Below are 18,304 nucleotides of genomic sequence, written 5' to 3'. Positions count from 1 at the left end.
AAATTGCAGCGTTTAAGACATAAAAACGCCAATACTGAAAATAAATACTGACCAGTGCTTCTTTTGCCTTTTTTCGCTTGGTAAATTTCTTAAATACTTTATTACTAAAGTAGTATCCTAGATCCCAGACTGGGATGACAAGAAAAGGAGTACTGGAATGACAAAAAAAGCTACTGGGATGACAAGAAGGGGCGCCGAAATGACGCTCTCCCTGAAATGCCCATGGCTAAATATAAAAGCTATGGACGTTTATTGTGCAGGTTAGTTATTATATAGTCACTTCTTCTTTTTCTTTATTGGGATTAATAGCTTCAGTTTTTGCTTCACTAAACTTACTTGACACTTTATCAACAGCCCAAGTTAGTGGTGTAACAACAAGCGCAGCAGTCCAGATGACAGCACTGAGAGCATAACTCAAAACTGTGTTAACAAAGTCAGCTACTTTTATACTGTGGTCCCATGCCTTATTTGATAATGTGTTTGAATAGCCTACCAACGACTCCGTATTGTCTTTAAGACCAAACTTGTCTGTTACTTTCGCCAAACCTTTCGCCGGCCAGTATGAACGATACGCAAATGCTAGATATAAAGGTTGTAGAACTATATTAGTTAGTGCAAGAACAGCAAGCCCTATCATACCACAATTTCTGCGCTTTCTACCACCTAGGTTATCTTTGCTTTCCTCAACACCAAAAACTGCATCCTTCACTGGCCCCACAACATTATCGATGTAGTGAACGGATTTATATAAACAGTTTTGTGGAACTTGACCATCGCCATCTTGTTTTACAGTAGGAACAGTCCCATTGTGAGCATATTGCTTGAAATTCTTGTATGAATTCTTAATGTTCTTAGATAGATTTAACATATTAGCCTCCTAAAAAAACTATAATAAAAAAATGTAATACATTACTATACTATTATAACTTATTTTAGAATAATTGCAATAGTTGCGTTAATATTTCAACCAAATTATATGTTGCATAAAGGCACTTATTACTCTAACATCGCAGTAGGTTAGAAATGAAGAGGTTTTTATGAGTTTTACTTTACCTGGATTACCATATGATAAAACAGCTTTAGAGCCTTATATATCTGCAAGAACTTTGGATTTTCATTATGATAAGCATCATAGGGGGTACTTAAACAAACTCAATGAGCTAGTTGAAAATACTGATTATCAACAGGCGAAAATTGAAGAATTAATAACAAAAGTTCATGGCAATAGCGACAAAGTCCCTATGTTTAACAACGCAGCGCAAGTTTGGAACCACACTTTTTATTGGAGTTCAATGAAGAAAAATGGGGGTGGTAAGCCTCAGAATGACAGTCTTCTGGCAAAAAAAATTCAAGATGATATCGGTGGCTTTGATAAATTTTATGAAGGATTTTCAAGTCATGGAGTAGGCCAGTTTGGCAGCGGATGGGTATGGTTAGTGCTTGAAAAAGGAAAACTCAAAATTACCAAGACTTCAAATGCGGATTTACCATTAATTTACGGTCAGGTACCACTACTTACTATGGATGTGTGGGAGCATGCATATTATCTGGATTGTCAAAATCGTAGAATTGACTACATAAAAGTTTTCCTTGATCATTTGATCAATTGGGATTTTGCAGAAGAAAATTTGAGAAAGAACACATAAAATGAATGTACCAAAGGTAACAAAATTAGATAATGGCCTGCGCATAATAACCGAGCAGGTGCGTGATGTTGACTCTGTAGCTTTAAGTATACGAGTTGGTGTTGGTAGTAGAGCTGAAAGTGCGAATCAAAATGGAATATCCCACTTTCTAGAGCACATGGCTTTTAAGGGAACAAAAACAAGAACTGCATTTGAAATTGCAAAAGCTTTCGACGACATAGGTGGAGTGTTCAACGCTAGCACCGGTAGAGAAAGCACCAGTTACTACGCGAAAGTCCTCAAAAAAGACATAAAAACTGGCATTGATATATTAATAGATATATTGATGAATTCGACATTTCCAGAAGATGAATTGGAGCGCGAAAAAGGTGTTGTAACACAAGAGATTTTTCAAACTAACGATTCGCCGAGCAGCATCATTTTCGATAAATATTTTGAAGCAGCTTATAAAGATCAACCATTTGGTAGGTCGATTTTAGGCACACAGGATACTGTAAAATCATTTACTCGAGAAGATCTGAATAGTTATATAAATGAGCATTACTTTGGCGAGAATACGATATTTTCTGTTGCAGGGAACGTTGAGCATGAAAAAGTTGTTCAGTTAACCAAAAATTTCCTCTCAAAGATTCATGCAAAAGAGCTGGAGAAAAAGCAAAATGCGAATTACACTGGTGGTGAGTACTTGGAGCATCGTAAATTAGACCAGGTACACTTGCTAATTGGTTTACCTAGTGTTTCTCGCCATGACGATAGATATCACACATTTCAGATGCTTGATTCTATATTGGGAAGCGGGATGTCATCACGCCTGTTTCAGGAAGTAAGGGAAAAGCAGGGACTGGTTTACTCTGTCTATTCATTTAATTCTAGTTACACTGATACAGGAGTACTCTCCATTTTCGCTGGCACAGATAGTAGCAACTTAGATAAGCTTTTAAAATCCATAACGACAGAGTTGAAGAAGTTGTCTACGGGTGATCTGAAGGAAGAAGAGGTAAATAGGGTAAAAGAGCGAATAAAATCCCAAATTTTAATGTCACGTGAAAGCGTCAGTTCCCGTGCTGAAGCATTGGGGCACTACTACAGCAACTATGATAGGTATATCAGTAAAAATGAATTGATAGAAAGAACTAGCGCAGTTACTACTGCTGGCGTAAAAGAAGCAGCAGAGGAGCTGTTATCTCAGCATGAAAAAACTACTTTAGCTGCAATTGGAGAAATAAAATCGTTGCCAAGCTACGATAAAGTGGTTTCTATGCTTAGAGCTTAAAGCAATGGGCTTCTCGCATAACAAACCAGTTTTTGGTATGTCGTGAAACGAAAAAAACTACTTAACAATTCCTCTCCAGCACCCTTATATAGCAGGGTATCTCTGGCTCAAACTTGTTTTTGATCTGCAGGCTCAATGACAAAATTCAGTAAAAACTCAGGGTATTTTTTGGCGGATTGTATCAAATTATAGCGGCTGCATGTCTTTTTCATTTTTTCTACATTCAGCCAAATCGCGCTTGAACTAAGCGTCAGTAAATTATTATAGCGCCAATTTAAAGAGTTAAAACTCGCCACTTGGGATTTCTTTGCCTTTTTTCACTAGGTAAATTTCTTAAATATTTATTGCTAAAGTAGTATCTTAGGTCCCAGTATCAAGTACTGGGATGACAAAAAGAGGGCACCTGGATGACAGAAATAAGGGCTACTTGGATGACACCGTCCTTTTTTCTGGATTCCAGTGGGCTTTGTTGCATTGCTATCTATGATAGATTAAAGATAAAAAAGGTAGAGAATATCGGTAGCTTATTATTCTAGCATTTATAGTAAGGACGGTCAGTGAGTACCTAAATTCGAGTAAAAAAAATTTTACTACCATTCACTAACCTAGCTAAAATTCAAGAATTTCAATGCTTTAGCTATTTTAAACAGAATTAAATTTATTAATACAATTACTATTCCTAGATTTGATCAGATTGATTGCAAAAAACAAGATTTTCAATAAGTTGCCTATATAGTTGGCCTTCTATAGACAGCGATGCAGCAAATCTACATAGTTTCCAGAATTGTTTATACTAAATCCATACCATCATACTCTAGGACCATACATCTGAGCATCTGGTAAAATTGCAAATTAAGAAAAAATAAATTTTTATGTAATTACAATAGTGTATTAATTTTAATAATTAATAGCGAGGTAAATATTATGAGTATTAAGAACGATTTAATAATTAAAGCTACGGCAAACAACAGTGTAGATGAACGATATGATAATCCTACATTCACTACGTTTGGATACACTGCACCTGGAGAAAAAAAACAATTACTGAGAAGGCTCTACAAGTAAAAAGCGCTGCGCTTGCACTACCAATACAAGATGTCACATTAAAAAAAGTTGAAGATACATTTAGGTCTGAAGATGCCAAGAAGTCAGGTAATACCGGAGATAAGCCACCGCCAAATGATGTAGCTTCAATTCTTGAAAGAAAAGCAGAAATTGAATTCTTATATGGTAAAAGCGAGTATTCTGGAAATGAGTCTGACTATAGTGATGATGAAGATGAGTATCCAACGCTTTCAAACCTTCAATCAAACAATGAAAAAAGAAGCAGTACTCCTGACAGTGGTTATAGATCTGATGATGATGCAGGACAACAAGAGCCCAAAATTGTGGTTTTGCTAAACCATCAGCTAAATACAAGGAAGCCATTGACATCACCAAAGTCCATTAATTTACAAACAAGACCTCAAACCCCTTCTGCAAGAGTCATGTTTGAAAATAACAATACATCTCATCCCAATCAACAACAATGTACTACTGCACCACAAAATAAAGAAAAGTTAAATGATAGTCATGTCAGTACAAAAATTCCAGTAACAACCACTTTAAGTAAGGCACTGAGAAAGATGCCTGAAAATAAAATATCTAATCCTAGTTTTAATAAAGGGCATGATTCTGGGCTTGCTTTCAATCAAACATCAAAAAATAGTATACAGGAAAAGATTAAGATGTTTGAAAATAACACACCTTTTAATTCAGGTTCTAAAGTGTCTTCATGTTCTATAAAAAAAGTTTCGAATAGAAGTAACTTCCTTTCTTGAAGCTCTGCGGTCTAGGGAACGTTCTTAAACATTCTGAACGTTCCCAAGATTTTCAATAAGTTACTTATATAGTTGGCCTTCTATAGGCAGCGATGCAGCAAAGCCGCAGTGAGCAAACTATTCAACTGGTCTTCAGGATTTACACAAGCTTTAGAATCCATATCAATCATATACTATAACTCATTACATTTTAACATTTTTATATAAACTATATCAAACCCCTAAAACTGTTTGTAATAAAGCCATCTGATCAACTCCGTTAATCTTGCGAATCATATTCTCAGCATCGATCTCTATTGGTTCATTTTCACCTGTAGTAAGTTTGTAATAATGAGCATCGACTACACGCTTAAGCGTTGCTTTTCCAGCTGGTTTCCAACCACCAAAATCAAGCTCTTTAAACGCTAACTGTTCGACCTGCTAATAATAAGAATTGGTATTATACTGCCATAAAGGTATAGATCTTTTGCCTTATCGTTGTTATAATTAATACCTTGCTAAAAATTGAATATTAATAAATGAATGAATTAAGAAAGCTCAGTATTACAGAGATGCACGATGGACTTAAACGGAAAGATTTTTCTGCTGTTGAGCTCGTAGAAGCGCATATCAACGCAGTTGAAAGTGAGAAATTAAATGCATTTGTGACGCAAACTCCAGAAATAGCAATAGAGGCCGCTAAAGCCGCAGATGAGCATTTTTCAAAACAAAAGGGTGATATACCGCTCATGGGTATACCAGTTGGTGTTAAAGATTTATTCTGCACAAAGGGAACAAAAACAACAGCATGCTCAAAAATGCTAGAAAACTTCGTTCCAACTTACGAGTCCACAGTATCTGACTTGCTTTTAAAAAGCGGAGCAGCTATGCTCGGCAAGCTCAACATGGATGAATTTGCCATGGGCTCTGCAAACACAAATAGCTATTTTGGTCCTGTTGAAAATGTGTGGGTTAGAAAAAGTGATGGGGAAAAAGTTGTGCCTGGTGGGTCATCTGGTGGATCCGCAGCATCGGTTGCTGGATTTTTATGCGCTGGAGCGCTCGGAAGCGATACCGGTGGATCTGTGCGCCAGCCAGCAGCTTACTGTGGAGTAGTTGGAGCAAAGCCAACTTATGGAAGATGTTCGCGTTTTGGTATGATCGCATTTGCAAGTTCCCTGGACCAGGCAGGAGTCATTACTCGTTCCGTTTCTGACTCAGCATTAATGTTGGAAACGATTTGTGGTTATGATAGCAAAGATTCAACATCGAGTAAAAGGCCAGTGCCTAAATTTTCTAATTTTATAAACGGTAATATCAAGGGTAAGCGCATTGGTATACCAAAAGAATATAGAATGGATGGAATTTCAGAAGAAATCGTCCATCATTGGGAAAAAGTTTCTTCCGATTTGAAGGAAAACGGTGCTGAAGTGGTTGATATTACCTTGCCACACACTAAATGTGCAATACCAGTCTATTATTTAATTTGTTCTGCTGAAGTTTCATCTAATCTTGCTCGTTATGATGGTGTGCGTTATGGATTCAGAGCTGATGCTGATACCCTCGAAGAAATGTATTCACTAACGAGAGCAGAAGGTTTTGGAAAAGAGGTAAAAAGAAGAATCTTAATTGGTGCTTATGCACTTTCTTCAGGTCACTACAATGAATATTACGAAAAAGCACAATGCATTAGAGCATTAATCAGAAATGATTTTATAAAAGCATTTGAAAAAATAGATTATATACTTGTTCCATCTGCTCCAACAGAAGCTTTTGGCTTGAATGAAAAGCCAGATCCGCTAATTATGTGTATCAATGACGTCTTTACCGTACCAGCAAGTTTAGCCGGACTACCTGCTATTTCCGTTCCTGTTGGACTTTCCAATGAAGGTTTACCACTTGCTTTACAAGTAATTGGAAACTATTACGATGAAGCTGGAATATTGAATGTAGCAAATGTGATAGAGCAAAATTGTGGCAGAGTAATTGAATTGAATGTGTCCGCTTAGGAAAGCGGCAAAATAAGGCAGACAAAGTAGCATAGAAAGATAACCATAAAAGTAAAGGCGAGTTTACAGTAAATAGTGCCGTGTAATACCAATTCCCACTACACAGGGAGCAGATATGCCACTTTACCCCGCTATTCTACTTGCTTCAGTGTGGATCTTTTCCTCGTTATTGTCTTATGTAATGGGAATTGATATAAACCACAATGTAAAAGGCACAGAATGGATAACCTAAGTATTGTGTATGGGTCCAAGAGATAAAAAAGATATTATAGAAGAAAAAAGACAATTTGTACCTGTTCAAAAAGTTAGTTTTACTGTTTCTTCTAGTCAACGAGAAAATCCGTTACCAGAAGAAGTGGAAGACAAACCTGAAACTAATTTAAGTAATGTCATACAAGCAGTCAACAGAAATAGGACTGCCAGTCCTCAGGCTATTTCTTCCTGAAGTTGTACAATTTCAGCTTTAGAAAGACCAGTAGATTCAGTTACTAAATCAACAGATACACCAGCTTTAAGTAGGTTTTTAGCAACAGCCATTTTAGCCTGTTTTTCGCCTCTTTCTTCACCGATCTGGATGCCGCGTTCTTCACCAATTTGGATACCTTTCTCTATACCTTTTTCCATACCTTCTTCAAGTTTGTATTCAAGGATAGCTTCCTCTTTGTATAGATCCATTATTCTTTCTTCATATGCCGTTAGATCTTTTTCATTCCAGTTAAACCTGTCTAATTCATCATATGCTCTCTTTATTATTGGCACTTCTCTTGCAATTTTCTTCAGATCTTTTTCAGTGGTTTCTTCTGCATATTTGAAAAAAAAACACCAGCGTTCTACTATGCTTGTTAATTGCTCTACTTTATTTTTAGGAAATTTTGGTAGTTCTATAAACACAAATTGAAAATCTTGTAAATCATGCTCATTAGTCTCCTCATCTCTTATGGTATTGCTAGATATATAATTAGACTTATCAGGAAATAAAACACAATTTGAAATCGCAATAAAGAAGATCTTCTGTAAATTAGCATACTTACCAACTTGTCTTGAGTAAGCTTTAGCAGCATAATATTGAGCGCGCTTTTCAAAACCTTTATCACGAGTGAGCTGCATTTCAACCACAAATCTGTTGCCAACAGAATCCTGACAGAGAACATCAACTATACTTTGTCTCTCAGAGGCAATTTCAGGGTTCAAAATGGTGCTGATAAATTCTATTTCTTGTATAGTATTAACTTCAGTACACCCTAGAATATCGTTCAAAAAATGGATAAGTATGTTCTTATTTTTTTCAGTGCCAAAAATCTTTTTAAATGTTAAGTCCAATTTTGGGTCAAGAAACTTTGAGAAAGCCATGAGAAATTAACTTAAAAAGTATTAATAATTATACACTATCCTGAAGAAATATTCAACTTTTTTATGCTGAGGTTTACTAAAGTAGTAAATTTAGAGCTTATTCCAAGTTTAAAGAGTATATATTGCCTAAATTTCTAATCAAAGAGGAACAAGTTTGGCAAAAAATAATGATATTATTAGCGGAACGTAAAATAGTCCCACTGCAGTACTGATGAAAAGCAGCAAAGTAGCTCTATCTGGTTGATAATTTAAAATATTAGCAAGTATTACACTGGATCCAGAAACTGGAATAATAGCTAGCAACATCAGCGCTTTATATATACTCTCATCGTATATACCTGTGATATGTTTATCTGTCAGGACAATTCCCAAAACAAATAATGGCCAGAACACGTACTTTGCTATAATAGTGGTCAAAGCGAGTTTCCAATCTATTTTAAAATTTGTAGTTTGTGCAATACTCACTCCAAGTAGCACCATTCCTAATGTAATAAATGTACTTCTTATATTCATCATAACATCTGTTAGAAAAGCAGGTATTTGTATATCGCATATACTCAAAAAGAAGCCCAGAATCATCGCATAGGACGAAGGAAGTCTGAACAACCTTAACATGCATTCTTTTGCGGTGTATATACCGTTTGCAGCTATATAAAATCCTAAGCTATTTTCAAACAGTGCCATTCCTATATAACAGACAACATATACAGACACCGAATCTTCATCAAATAAAGTCATAGCAATTGGCAAGCCAAAATAACCCATACTTGTACTGCCTGAGCTAAATGCCAATATGTTTTTCGTGTTGTCCTTAAATAAAAAAGAAGAAAGATAATACACCGATAAGGACATAGTGCTACCTATAAACCATATCAAAATCGGCAAAGAAATTACTTTTAAATTGACCTCTGTATGAGATACTCCATACAGAATTACTATTGGGTTAGCTATATAAAAGAGTATTTGAGATATAGTATTTCTATCAATCTTAAGGCATTTTCCTGCTAAATAACCAATAAGTATTGTAATATAAATAGGTAATATTTTGAGAAAAAGGGTAAAGAACATACTAGCCTAATTATAATCCTTTTTGATACTTCCAACTGATAAATTGACATTAGATCTCAAGACATTGTAAAAGTAAATAAAATTTATTTTCCAATTTACCCAACTCATAGTTATTTAAAAAGACCCATTTAGTGCTAAGAATCGCTTTTACAAAACATAAGAATGATATTTTTATGATAAAATTATGTTAAGTTTTTATAAAGCTTCTTGCATATCTTTCAATAGTGGTAACTTTGCTAAAAAGCAAAGTTTAGTGGCTTTGTTGTATGCTTTCAGGTGATATAGGATACAAACCCTGACTACTTTTGTTGCAAAATAAGTGCTTTGTAGACAAGTATAAACGATAGAACTAATTATACTTTCCCAAAGATGAGTGATGCGTTAGTGCCGCCAAAGCCAAACGAATTAGAAAGCACATATTGGATCTTATGCTCTTGAGCTTTAAACGGTACAAAATTTAAATCACATCCCTCTGAAGGTTTGTGCAGATTTAAAGTTGGGGGAGTAATTCCTTCATTTAACGCAAGAATACTAAATATTGCTTCAACACTACCTGCAGCACCAAGTAAATGTCCTATAGAGGATTTGGTTGAAGAAACTGGTATCTTATAAGCGTAGTCACCAAATAACTGTTTTATTGCTATTACTTCAATTTTATCTCCAAGTGGCGTTGAAGTTCCATGTGCATTGATATACCCAATTTGATTTGGACTAATTTGTGCACTCTGTAAGGCAAGCTGTATTGATCTCAATGCACCTCTTCCGCTCTCATGTGGAGCGGTAATATGATAAGCATCCCCCGTTAGTCCATATCCAGTAAGTTCTGCATATATTTTTGCTCCCCTTCTCTTTGCGTGTTCATACTCTTCTAATACTAGTATACCTGCTCCTTCACCCATAACAAATCCATCGCGTTCTTCATCCCATGGTCTTGAAGCTTCTTCAGGCTTATCATTAAATTTAGTTGATAGTGCCTTCATAGATGCAAAGCCTGCAATTCCAACCCTACAAAGTGCACTTTCTGCCCCACCTGCAATCATTATATCTGCTTCATCAAGTTTTATAGCTCTTGCTGAGTTTATGATTGCATGTGCACCTGTTGCACATGCGGTTACCGCTGAATCGTTTGGACCTGTAAATTCGTATTTAATAGAGATATGGCCAGATATCAAATTTATCAAACTTGCGGGAACAAAAAATGGGCTGACACGTCTAGGTCCTTTTTCCTGCATAATAATTACGTTTTCCTGAATTGATGGAAGACCACCTATACCAGAGCCAACAACCACACCAACGCGTTCTCGATCGATATCTTGATTTTCTAAAATTAGTGAATCGTCCACTGCCTGAATAGCGGCTGCAATGCCATAATGGATAAAACGATCTGTCCTTTTTAGGTCTTTTTCAGAGATATAATCTAGCGGGTTAAAACAGTGCTTAATGTTATTACCTTGTAGAGGAATTTGTCCTGCGATCTTGCTTGCAAGATCAAAAGCATCAAACCTGCTGATTTCCTTTATACCAGACTCACCACCTATTAACTTAAGCCAAGTGTTTTCAACACCTGCCGCCAGTGGAGTAATTAAGCCAATACCGGTAACTACTACTCTTCTGCTCATTTAATACTAATTATTGGTTTTTTTATTACTGATGTACTCAACTATCTGCTCTACAGTTTCCATTTTTTGTGCATCTTCATCAGGAATTTCTATGCCAAACTCTTCTTCTGCCGCCATGATTATCTCAACTGCATCTAAACTGTCTGCGCCATGCTCTGAAAGCTTTGAGGAGCTGCTAAACTTCTCTACATCCTTACTAATGTGCTCCAGTACAATCTTTTTTACTTTTTCTTCTATGTCTTCTCTAGTGCTTTTTGCTAGTTCGCTACTCATTTTTTACCAAAAAATAACCTATTCTTTGATGTTATAAAAAATTTTCATGTTTGCAATACCTTTTATGGTTGATAGACTATTACAAAATTTTCTATTGCCCTAGCTGAAATATGCTTCAACATTATGCGCTGGGAAATTAACAAACTTAAAAATGCTAGATGAAATAACAAAAGATTTACTTATTGCAGAAATAAACAAATTTCTATCTGAAGATAGCCAAAGCAAGCTTATATCGGCTATGCGTTATGCGCTTCTTGCTCCTGCGAAATATATACGCCCATTTTTAGTTACAGCTTCATCACGAGTATTTAATGTTAAAGCTGAGAAAGTAATGCCAATTGCTGTGGCAGTTGAGTGTGTTCACACCTACTCTCTAATTCACGATGATTTGCCATGTATGGACAATAGCGATACTCGCAGAGGCCAGCTAAGTTGTCATAAAAGATTTGACGAAGCAACAGCGGTGCTTGCTGGAGATGCGCTGCTTACCCTCGCTTTTGAAATACTATCTTCACTAAATGAGGATAGCAATAAATGCTGTGAAATCATAAAAGTACTCTCTCAAGCGATAGGAGCTAAGGGAATGGTAGGAGGACAGATTTTAGATATTGATGCAGATTTCTCCAAAATAAAAGAAATCCATTTATTAAAAACCGCAAAACTATTTGCAGCTTCATGTGAAATAGGCGCTATAATGGGAAATGCTACAGGCAAGCAACGAAGAGCGTTACATGACTATGGAATAAACCTAGGGCTTATTTTTCAGGCCAAAGATGATATTGAAGACCACAAGCAAGATGAGGTAAGTAACTTAATGTCTATACTCGGTAAAAGTGAAACAAAGAACTATATAGAAAGTCTCTTTAAACAAGCTTTAGATAATTTGGGTAAACTTTCAGGCGAAATTAATTATTTATACAATTTATTGAATCGGGTAAAAAATGATGGTTAGGAAAATTATATTACAATTACTTATTTCCATAGTAATAATTTTCACTTTAACTTCCGCTTTTGTGTTCACCATCGTTCAAATAAACAAAAGCAGACCAGAAAAGAGAGACAAGCTTTATGAGTTAAATACTACGAATGATGACTTGGTACAGACAATAGCATATTACCTAGTGAAGCCAATACTTGAATCAGCGCTTGACCACTATATCGAAAAGCATGGGTTGAAGGAGTATTTAAAAGAAATAACACAGCAGGAAAGAGAGGAAAATTCGATAAACTTCTATGAAATTACAGAAGGCAGTGGCAGCAGAGCTCTATGTGGTCAAGAAGTCTTGCTGCAAATGTATAAAATATCTAATAACCTAGCGATACCACTTCCGAATCAAGTCCTTAATGTTACTTTAAAAATAGGTCAAGATGATTGGAAAGAAGTGGGCCTAGGAATAATGGGTATGAAAGAAGGAGGAGAGCGTGTAGTTACTGTAAACATTACCAATGACAACAAAACGAACTTTAACTCTTACTATGTCAAACTAATCGAGGTAAAAGATAGATATCCCGACTCAGTAAATAATATGATGATTTTCAATGATTTAATTAACAGGGCTGGAAAACAAGTAAGATGTGGTGACGAGGTGTCAATTAAGTATAGCGTAATGGGGCATAATGGTGAATATATAATCAAGGATCAAACAGCGCAATTCAAAGTTGGTGACAAAAGGGTACCGCTTGCAATAGAGCTTGGAGTAGTTGGAATGAGAGCTGGTAATAACAGAACTATCATTTCTCCATCGGAACTTTTGGACGTTACTGACGGTATGTTAATTGGAGACATAGATTTTGACGAAGAAAATGTTTCTATAATTAATCTCAGCTTAGATGCCAAAACTTAAAGGCAAGATACTTTAAAATATTACTTGGTAGCTGAAGAAAATAATAAAAGTACATACTGCAGTGATAACTGGTGGTAAAACCAGGAAAATAGGTGTCTTTTTAACGAAAAAATTCTTGGAAGGCTTTGAGAAAAAAGCATTGTAAATTATTGGCAAAAAGTACATAGCATTGAGTATAGTGCTGATCATTAACACAAGAGTCACAAATACAGAAAGTGCTACATTGCCAGAGCTAAAAACAGCCTGAAAAATGAGAAACTTACCCCAGAAAGTTGGAGCAGGTGGCACTCCGATCATAGATAACGCACCTATAGTAAATGCTGCCATAGTAATTGGCATATTGCGTCCTATGCCGTGAATTCTATCTACATATTTCTCACCTGTTTTCGTTATTATGCTACCTGCAATAAAGAATAGAGTGATTTTTGCAAATGCATGACAAACTAACTGAAAAACTGCGACTCTTGCGCTAAGGTCGCTAAAAATTGAAGCGAATAGTATAATATATGATAATTGGGAAACGGTAGAGTAGGCGAGCAATTTTTTCAATTCTTTCTGCTTGAGTGCAATCAGTGAAGCAACAATGATGGTAAATCCTGCAGCATAAGGCAGCCATCCTCCAGCAAACCAACTTTGTTGCGCAAAGCGTTGCAGATTATCGGTGCCAAAAGTGTATAATATGACTTTTATAATGATGAAAACCCCGGATTTCACAACAGCAACAGCATGTAGCAGCGCACTCACAGGAGTTGGTGCAACCATTGCTTTTGGTAGCCAAAAATGCATTGGTATTAATGCAGCCTTGCCTACTCCGTAAATCAGCATAACAAAACACACTGCAATGAAAGTGACGAGCGAAGTGTCAAATTTAAATATTCCACCGCTTACAAAGTCTAAAGTATGAAATTTACTGTATAAGAACCCGAGAACTGGAAAAAATAGTACTAAGGAAGAAAAAAACAGCACACCAAAATAATAACGCCCAGCTATCATTGATTCATTTGTTGCGTTATAGGTGACAAGAGGATAAGTACTCACAGTTAAGAGCTCATAAAAGACAAATGTAGTAAGCAAATCGCCAGAAAAAGCAATAAACATTGCACAGCTGATCGATATTGAAAGAAAACACAGGAAATTTGAGTAATTATTACTAGGATAGTTATTCTGCATATAACATATTGCGTATACGCTGGTTAATATCCACAGAAACGATATTAATAAACTAAATACCACTCCAGTGGACTCTAGCTTTAAACTAATGTGCAAGTTATTGCCAAAATCCATAAGGATAAATTGAGAATGATCACCATATGCCCAATATAAAGTGCACAGACACGCATATATAAATAGAAGTATAGAAGAGGCAACAGTAACGCTGTTGCTCACTCTAGGCCATTTGCCGGTAAAAAAGATAACCACTGCGCCAAGCAGCGGAATCAGTGCAGTAATTAACAAATAATTTTCAGTAATAAAAAATGGTAAGGAAAGAGGTGTTAAAACATATTCCATTAAATAATTCATTCTTTTGCTTAGGTAAAGTTAGGATTATACTCAAGTCACAGAAAAACTGCCACTTTTTTGGTAAATTAGTTTTATGCATATATGGCACAAGCTGGATAGGAGAACAACTGTTCCCCTATCTTTTCCACCTTTTTATATCTAACCTAAACAAACTTCTGCACCTGCTCATATGTGCTTTCAACACATGTTACAATTGAGATAATGTGCATCAAACCATCAACTTTTTTCAATAGTTTTGGTTTTACCTTCCGCTCTCACTTCTTCCATGCGGCTTTTAGGAGGTAATGATGGTAGTGGCCTTCTGCTTAAATTTGCATTTTTCTTTTGTGAGTCACCTCTTAATGCCTCTTCACGAGTCTGAAATATAGGCTCTCCATCATTATAGTTTCCTCTCACAGAATTTGAATCTTTGTCTTTCTTTTGCTGCGGATGATAGCCAAGCTCTTCAAGACTCTGGAATATAGGCTCCTCATCATTATAGTTTTTTCCTATAGAGTTTGAGTTTATATTTTCCTTTTGCAAATCAGCGTTCAATAACTTCGATATTTCTTGCTCTAGCTGCTTATCTTTATAATTATTGCCAAGGTCTTTGATTTTCTCTTTCTTTTTTATAATGTGATCTAAGGCGTCAATAGTATAGGTTTTTATTTTTCGAGCATCTATCGGCTTATCTCCTTTGACAGTAATTTCACTACTTCCTTGCTTGCTACTTATATTATAGCCTTGCCCTCCAATTTTTGTTGTCACTTCTTTTTTAAATAAATTGCAAATAGCATCTATTGTTTTTTGAGCACAATCTTTAAAAAAAGCTTTGATTGCCTTGAACTCCTGTGCTAAGGAAAAGGTTTGAGTATGTGCGTATTTTTTATCTGGTGATAACTCTTCAGTATTCTGAAGTACAGCGGTTACTTGCTGAGGGTCAAGCATCATTGCATGACGTTTTGAGCGTGTTAGTTCTGCTTGTGCTTCAGATGATTTAATATCTTGATTTTTATTCTCACCATCAACACCCATGCCATTAATTGATTTACTTTTTTTAGGAGGCAACGGTGGTGATAACTCTTTTTCAGACAATGATTCATGAATATCGTGAAGATTTTGGTATATAGGTTCTTCTTTCTTCAAATTTTCATAAATTGGTTCTTGTATCAAACTGGTATTGATAAATTTTTGTACCTTTCCTAGATAATCGACATTTTTATCCTCTTTAGGCACTCGCACACCTTCAAATTTGATTTTTTTTATATCTTCAATGTTTAGCCCATTTTCTTTAAGCCATCCCTCTCTTTTACTCATTGACTCAACGAACTCGTTAATTTTTTTTATATTACCTGCACTATCATCAACCAACATTACAGTTTTTGGTAACTTACCATGTTTATCCTTGTACTTCACAATTGCTCTGCAGATATGCAGATTTTTTCCAACTTGATTTTGCTGTTCTTTTAGAGCTGAGCTTTTCAACTGGATATCATAACCTGCTGGAAATCTGCCAAACACAGAAACATTGTTTGCCTGCTCTTTAGATAGACCCAGATGATTTTCTATAACCCTTTTCACAGCATTTGGATATTCTGTGTATGATGCAATGTTAACTTCCACCCCACTTGAAAGTGCAGATTGCAACACAGATTTTAATGTTTCCTCGTTTTTTATTCCGTCTGTATTCTCTAGAAATTTTCTTATATCAGCACCTGTTACTGCATTATTTTGAGTAGAATCAAAGTCACTTTTTATTAACCTGGAAAAAGCATTGTGCATGTGCCCATTAGTGATAGTGTTATCAAAATCGAATATTAACAGGGCATTATTTCCTTTAGCCATATCTTCACCTCATAATTTTTACCAATTAAGGATAAAGGCTAGCACTAATAGATTAATTATTTACTATAGTGCTTTTAAAGTTAATGTAATGATAATAAGAAGGAAAAGCTAACAGCGTGGAGAGAAAACTTAAAAAGAGACAAGGTTACAACATTCCACTAACCCAGTTACTCTTTTCCTGATCTAACCTATCATCTAATATTGCCTGTCTTATTGATTCCATCAGCTTATTCATGAAGAAAACATTATGAATGGTGATGAGGGTGTAGGCTAGCAGTTCTTTAGCTTTCAATAAATGGTGTATATAAGCTCTCGAATATTTTCTGCAGGTAAAACACAAACAGTCACTTTCAATTGGATCACTGTCCAGCTCAAATTGTTGATTTCGCAAATTAACATGCTCCTTGCACTTTGAAGCAATAGAATTCCTATTTTTCACCTTAACAAGCGCGCCACCATGTCTTGCCAGGCGAGTTGGATGCACACAATCAAAAGTGTCAATCCCAAGCTCTACTGCGCGAAAGATGTCCACAACTCCACCAATACCAAGCAAATGAGTAGGCCTATCTTTTTTTAAGTGCCTCATAGTAAAAGAAACTACATCATACATCTGCTCCTTACTCTGACCAAGTGATCCACCTATTGCTTGACCGAAAAACGGTAAATTATTGATAAAATCACAGCTTTCTCTGCGCAGATCTTGATATACTCCACCTTGGCTGATTCCATACAGTGCTTGTTTGCCATCATTACTTTTTTCAAGTTCATTTAAAGAACGTTCAGCCCACCTGTGGCTCATGAGCATTGATCTTTGTGTATATTCTTTGCTGACGTGAAACGGGGTACATTCATCTAAAACTAGGATTAAATCCGCACCTAATTTTTGTTGAACTTGTATAGATTTTTCAGGAGTTAAACAATAAGTTTTACCATTAATATAAGAACGAAAAATTGCCCCATCCTCATTAATTTTGATCAGAGTTTTTTGTTTCTTTCTTATTCCCTTTATTTCTTCTGAAACTGATCCGTGGCCCAGGCTAAATATCTGGTATCCACCAGAATCAGTTAGCATCGGTCCATTCCATCCCATCATCTTGTGCAAACCACCAAGTTTTGCTACGGTATTCTCTCCCGGTTGGAGCATGAGGTGATAGGTGTTGGAAAGTATTATCTGAGTACCAGCTTCACCGATTCTCTCAATATCTGCAGCTTTAATTGCAGCTTTGGTTGCACAAAATATAAACGCTGGTGTTTCTATGCTTCCATTTGGAGTTTCAATTGTGCCAACTCTTGCAGAACCTGATCGCTTGGTTATTCTAAATGAGAATTCTTCTTTCATCTATTTGTTTGAAAGCTCTGCTATGATGTTTTCTACTTTTTCAGGAGTAAGATTCTCATAAAAATTGTCATTGATCTGCACAACAGGAGCATTAACGCATGCACCAAGGCATTCAACTTCTTTTAAAGTAAACAGATTATCTTTGGTAGTCTCACCTATATTGATCCCAAGCTTCTTTTTAAAGGTATTTAACACTTCTTCGCTACTGCATAACCAGCAAGGGGTTGTCCTACAAACTTGTATCAGATATTTACCCACTGGTTTTAAATTATATATGGTGTAAAAACTTGCCACTTCGTATACGCGAATATGTGGAATATGTAGCATATCAGCAACGTAGCGCATGGCAGACTCAGGAACCCATCCACATTGTTCTTGAACTAGATATAGTAAAGGCATAACAGCACTACCTTCTTTACCTTTTGGGTACATCTCTATAAACTTTTTTGCTTTCCTGAGGTTTTCCGATGTAAAACTAAACTGCTCTCCTTTTTCTTTCATCTGTAAGGTTCATGTAAATCTCAACAGATTATACTTAAAGAGTCAATAATTGCAATTAGACTTCTCACATGAAAGGGTAATTATTTTAAATACTGGCGTTTTTTGTGTGCTCTTAGATTGCTTTAGCTATAAATGCTAAAAAATTTACCAAATAGAGAAAAAGGCAAAAGAAGCCCTGGTCATTATTTATTTTCAGTATTGGCGTTTTTATGTCTTAAACGCTGCAATTTAGCTGCTT

General features: G+C 35.9%; 18 protein-coding genes and 1 pseudogene. 9 read left to right on the top strand and 10 right to left on the bottom strand.

The annotated features are described in order from the left end of the window. Positions 1-268: 268 nt before the first annotated feature. Complete coding sequence (locus DM84_RS00375) at positions 269-847, bottom strand: hypothetical protein (protein WP_458783137.1); 579 nt, start codon at positions 845-847, stop codon at positions 269-271. 190 nt (positions 848-1,037) lie between these two features. Between DM84_RS00375 and DM84_RS00370 the strand changes: the two genes are divergently transcribed. From DM84_RS00370 to DM84_RS00355, 5 genes are all read left to right on the top strand, one after another. Further along, positions 1,038-1,646 (top strand): superoxide dismutase, encoded by a 609-nt coding sequence (locus tag DM84_RS00370; protein ID WP_250777445.1) that lies wholly within the window; start codon positions 1,038-1,040, stop codon positions 1,644-1,646. A 1-nt stretch (position 1,647) separates the two neighbouring features. Then, complete coding sequence (locus DM84_RS00365; RefSeq protein WP_250777442.1) at positions 1,648-2,919, top strand: M16 family metallopeptidase; 1,272 nt, start codon at positions 1,648-1,650, stop codon at positions 2,917-2,919. Between the two features lie 407 nt (positions 2,920-3,326). Beyond that, the gene (locus DM84_RS06030) at positions 3,327-3,455 is read left to right on the top strand and encodes a hypothetical protein (protein ID WP_284706085.1); all 129 of its coding nucleotides are present in this window, start codon (positions 3,327-3,329) and stop codon (positions 3,453-3,455) included. A gap of 388 nt (positions 3,456-3,843) precedes the next feature. Further along, complete coding sequence (locus tag DM84_RS00360) at positions 3,844-3,984, top strand: hypothetical protein (RefSeq protein WP_250777438.1); 141 nt, start codon at positions 3,844-3,846, stop codon at positions 3,982-3,984. A gap of 323 nt (positions 3,985-4,307) precedes the next feature. Next, entirely contained in the window at positions 4,308-4,739 is a 432-nt protein-coding gene (locus tag DM84_RS00355) for a hypothetical protein (RefSeq protein WP_250777436.1), read from the top strand. A gap of 213 nt (positions 4,740-4,952) precedes the next feature. Here the strand turns inward: DM84_RS00355 and DM84_RS00350 are convergent. Next, positions 4,953-5,141, bottom strand: a pseudogene (locus DM84_RS00350) (phage major tail tube protein); the annotation flags it as partial. 116 nt (positions 5,142-5,257) lie between these two features. Here DM84_RS00350 and gatA point away from each other — a divergent pair. Both gatA and DM84_RS00340 read left to right on the top strand, forming a co-directional pair. Further along, a complete protein-coding gene (gene gatA / locus DM84_RS00345) occupies positions 5,258-6,727 on the top strand; it encodes an Asp-tRNA(Asn)/Glu-tRNA(Gln) amidotransferase subunit GatA (protein ID WP_250777434.1) in 1,470 nt (489 codons plus the stop codon). Between the two features lie 241 nt (positions 6,728-6,968). Continuing rightward, positions 6,969-7,172: a hypothetical protein gene (locus DM84_RS00340; protein WP_250777432.1), complete on the top strand. Its 204-nt coding sequence runs from the start codon at positions 6,969-6,971 to the stop codon at positions 7,170-7,172. Here DM84_RS00340 and DM84_RS00335 read toward each other — a convergent pair. The 4 genes from DM84_RS00335 to acpP all read right to left on the bottom strand — a co-directional run bounded on the left by DM84_RS00335 (position 7,154) and on the right by acpP (position 11,037). Beyond that, positions 7,154-8,077, bottom strand: coding sequence for an Rpn family recombination-promoting nuclease/putative transposase (locus DM84_RS00335; RefSeq protein ID WP_250777431.1), 924 nt, complete (start codon positions 8,075-8,077; stop codon positions 7,154-7,156). The two genes, DM84_RS00340 and DM84_RS00335, sit on opposite strands and share 19 nt — an antisense overlap. Before the next feature lie 138 nt (positions 8,078-8,215). Continuing rightward, entirely contained in the window at positions 8,216-9,145 is a 930-nt protein-coding gene (locus tag DM84_RS00330; RefSeq protein WP_250777429.1) for an AEC family transporter, read from the bottom strand. 353 nt (positions 9,146-9,498) lie between these two features. Then, positions 9,499-10,764 carry a beta-ketoacyl-ACP synthase II gene (gene fabF, locus DM84_RS00325; protein WP_250777427.1) on the bottom strand — a complete coding sequence of 422 codons (1,266 nt, stop codon included), beginning with the start codon at positions 10,762-10,764 and terminating at the stop codon, positions 9,499-9,501. A gap of 6 nt (positions 10,765-10,770) precedes the next feature. Beyond that, on the bottom strand, positions 10,771-11,037 hold the full coding sequence (acpP, locus tag DM84_RS00320) for an acyl carrier protein (RefSeq protein WP_250777425.1): 267 nt from the start codon (positions 11,035-11,037) through the stop codon (positions 10,771-10,773). 151 nt (positions 11,038-11,188) lie between these two features. On the opposite strand from acpP, the gene DM84_RS00315 reads away from it, so the two are divergent. Both DM84_RS00315 and DM84_RS00310 read left to right on the top strand, forming a co-directional pair. After that, on the top strand, positions 11,189-11,989 hold the full coding sequence (locus DM84_RS00315; RefSeq protein ID WP_250777423.1) for a polyprenyl synthetase family protein: 801 nt from the start codon (positions 11,189-11,191) through the stop codon (positions 11,987-11,989). After that, positions 11,982-12,881 (top strand): FKBP-type peptidyl-prolyl cis-trans isomerase, encoded by a 900-nt coding sequence (locus DM84_RS00310; protein ID WP_250777420.1) that lies wholly within the window; start codon positions 11,982-11,984, stop codon positions 12,879-12,881. The genes DM84_RS00315 and DM84_RS00310 overlap by 8 nt, the downstream gene beginning before the upstream one ends. Positions 12,882-12,893: 12 nt before the next feature. Here the strand turns inward: DM84_RS00310 and DM84_RS00305 are convergent, their stop codons facing one another. From DM84_RS00305 to nuoE, 4 genes are all read right to left on the bottom strand, one after another. Next, on the bottom strand, positions 12,894-14,390 hold the full coding sequence (locus DM84_RS00305; RefSeq protein ID WP_250777452.1) for a proton-conducting transporter transmembrane domain-containing protein: 1,497 nt from the start codon (positions 14,388-14,390) through the stop codon (positions 12,894-12,896). A 228-nt stretch (positions 14,391-14,618) separates the two neighbouring features. After that, positions 14,619-16,226: a hypothetical protein gene (locus tag DM84_RS00300; RefSeq protein ID WP_250777418.1), complete on the bottom strand. Its 1,608-nt coding sequence runs from the start codon at positions 16,224-16,226 to the stop codon at positions 14,619-14,621. Between the two features lie 145 nt (positions 16,227-16,371). After that, complete coding sequence (tgt, locus tag DM84_RS00295) at positions 16,372-17,565, bottom strand: tRNA guanosine(34) transglycosylase Tgt (protein WP_250777416.1); 1,194 nt, start codon at positions 17,563-17,565, stop codon at positions 16,372-16,374. After that, positions 17,566-18,066, bottom strand: a complete 501-nt coding sequence (gene nuoE / locus DM84_RS00290; protein WP_250777414.1) for an NADH-quinone oxidoreductase subunit NuoE — start codon at positions 18,064-18,066, stop codon at positions 17,566-17,568. Positions 18,067-18,304: the final 238 nt, after the last annotated feature.

The sequence above is a fragment of the Wolbachia pipientis genome (assembly GCF_023661085.1).
Lineage (GTDB): Bacteria > Pseudomonadota > Alphaproteobacteria > Rickettsiales > Anaplasmataceae > Wolbachia.
The sequence above is the reverse complement of the archived record's forward strand: the minus strand, read 5'-3'. Positions and strand labels throughout refer to the sequence as shown.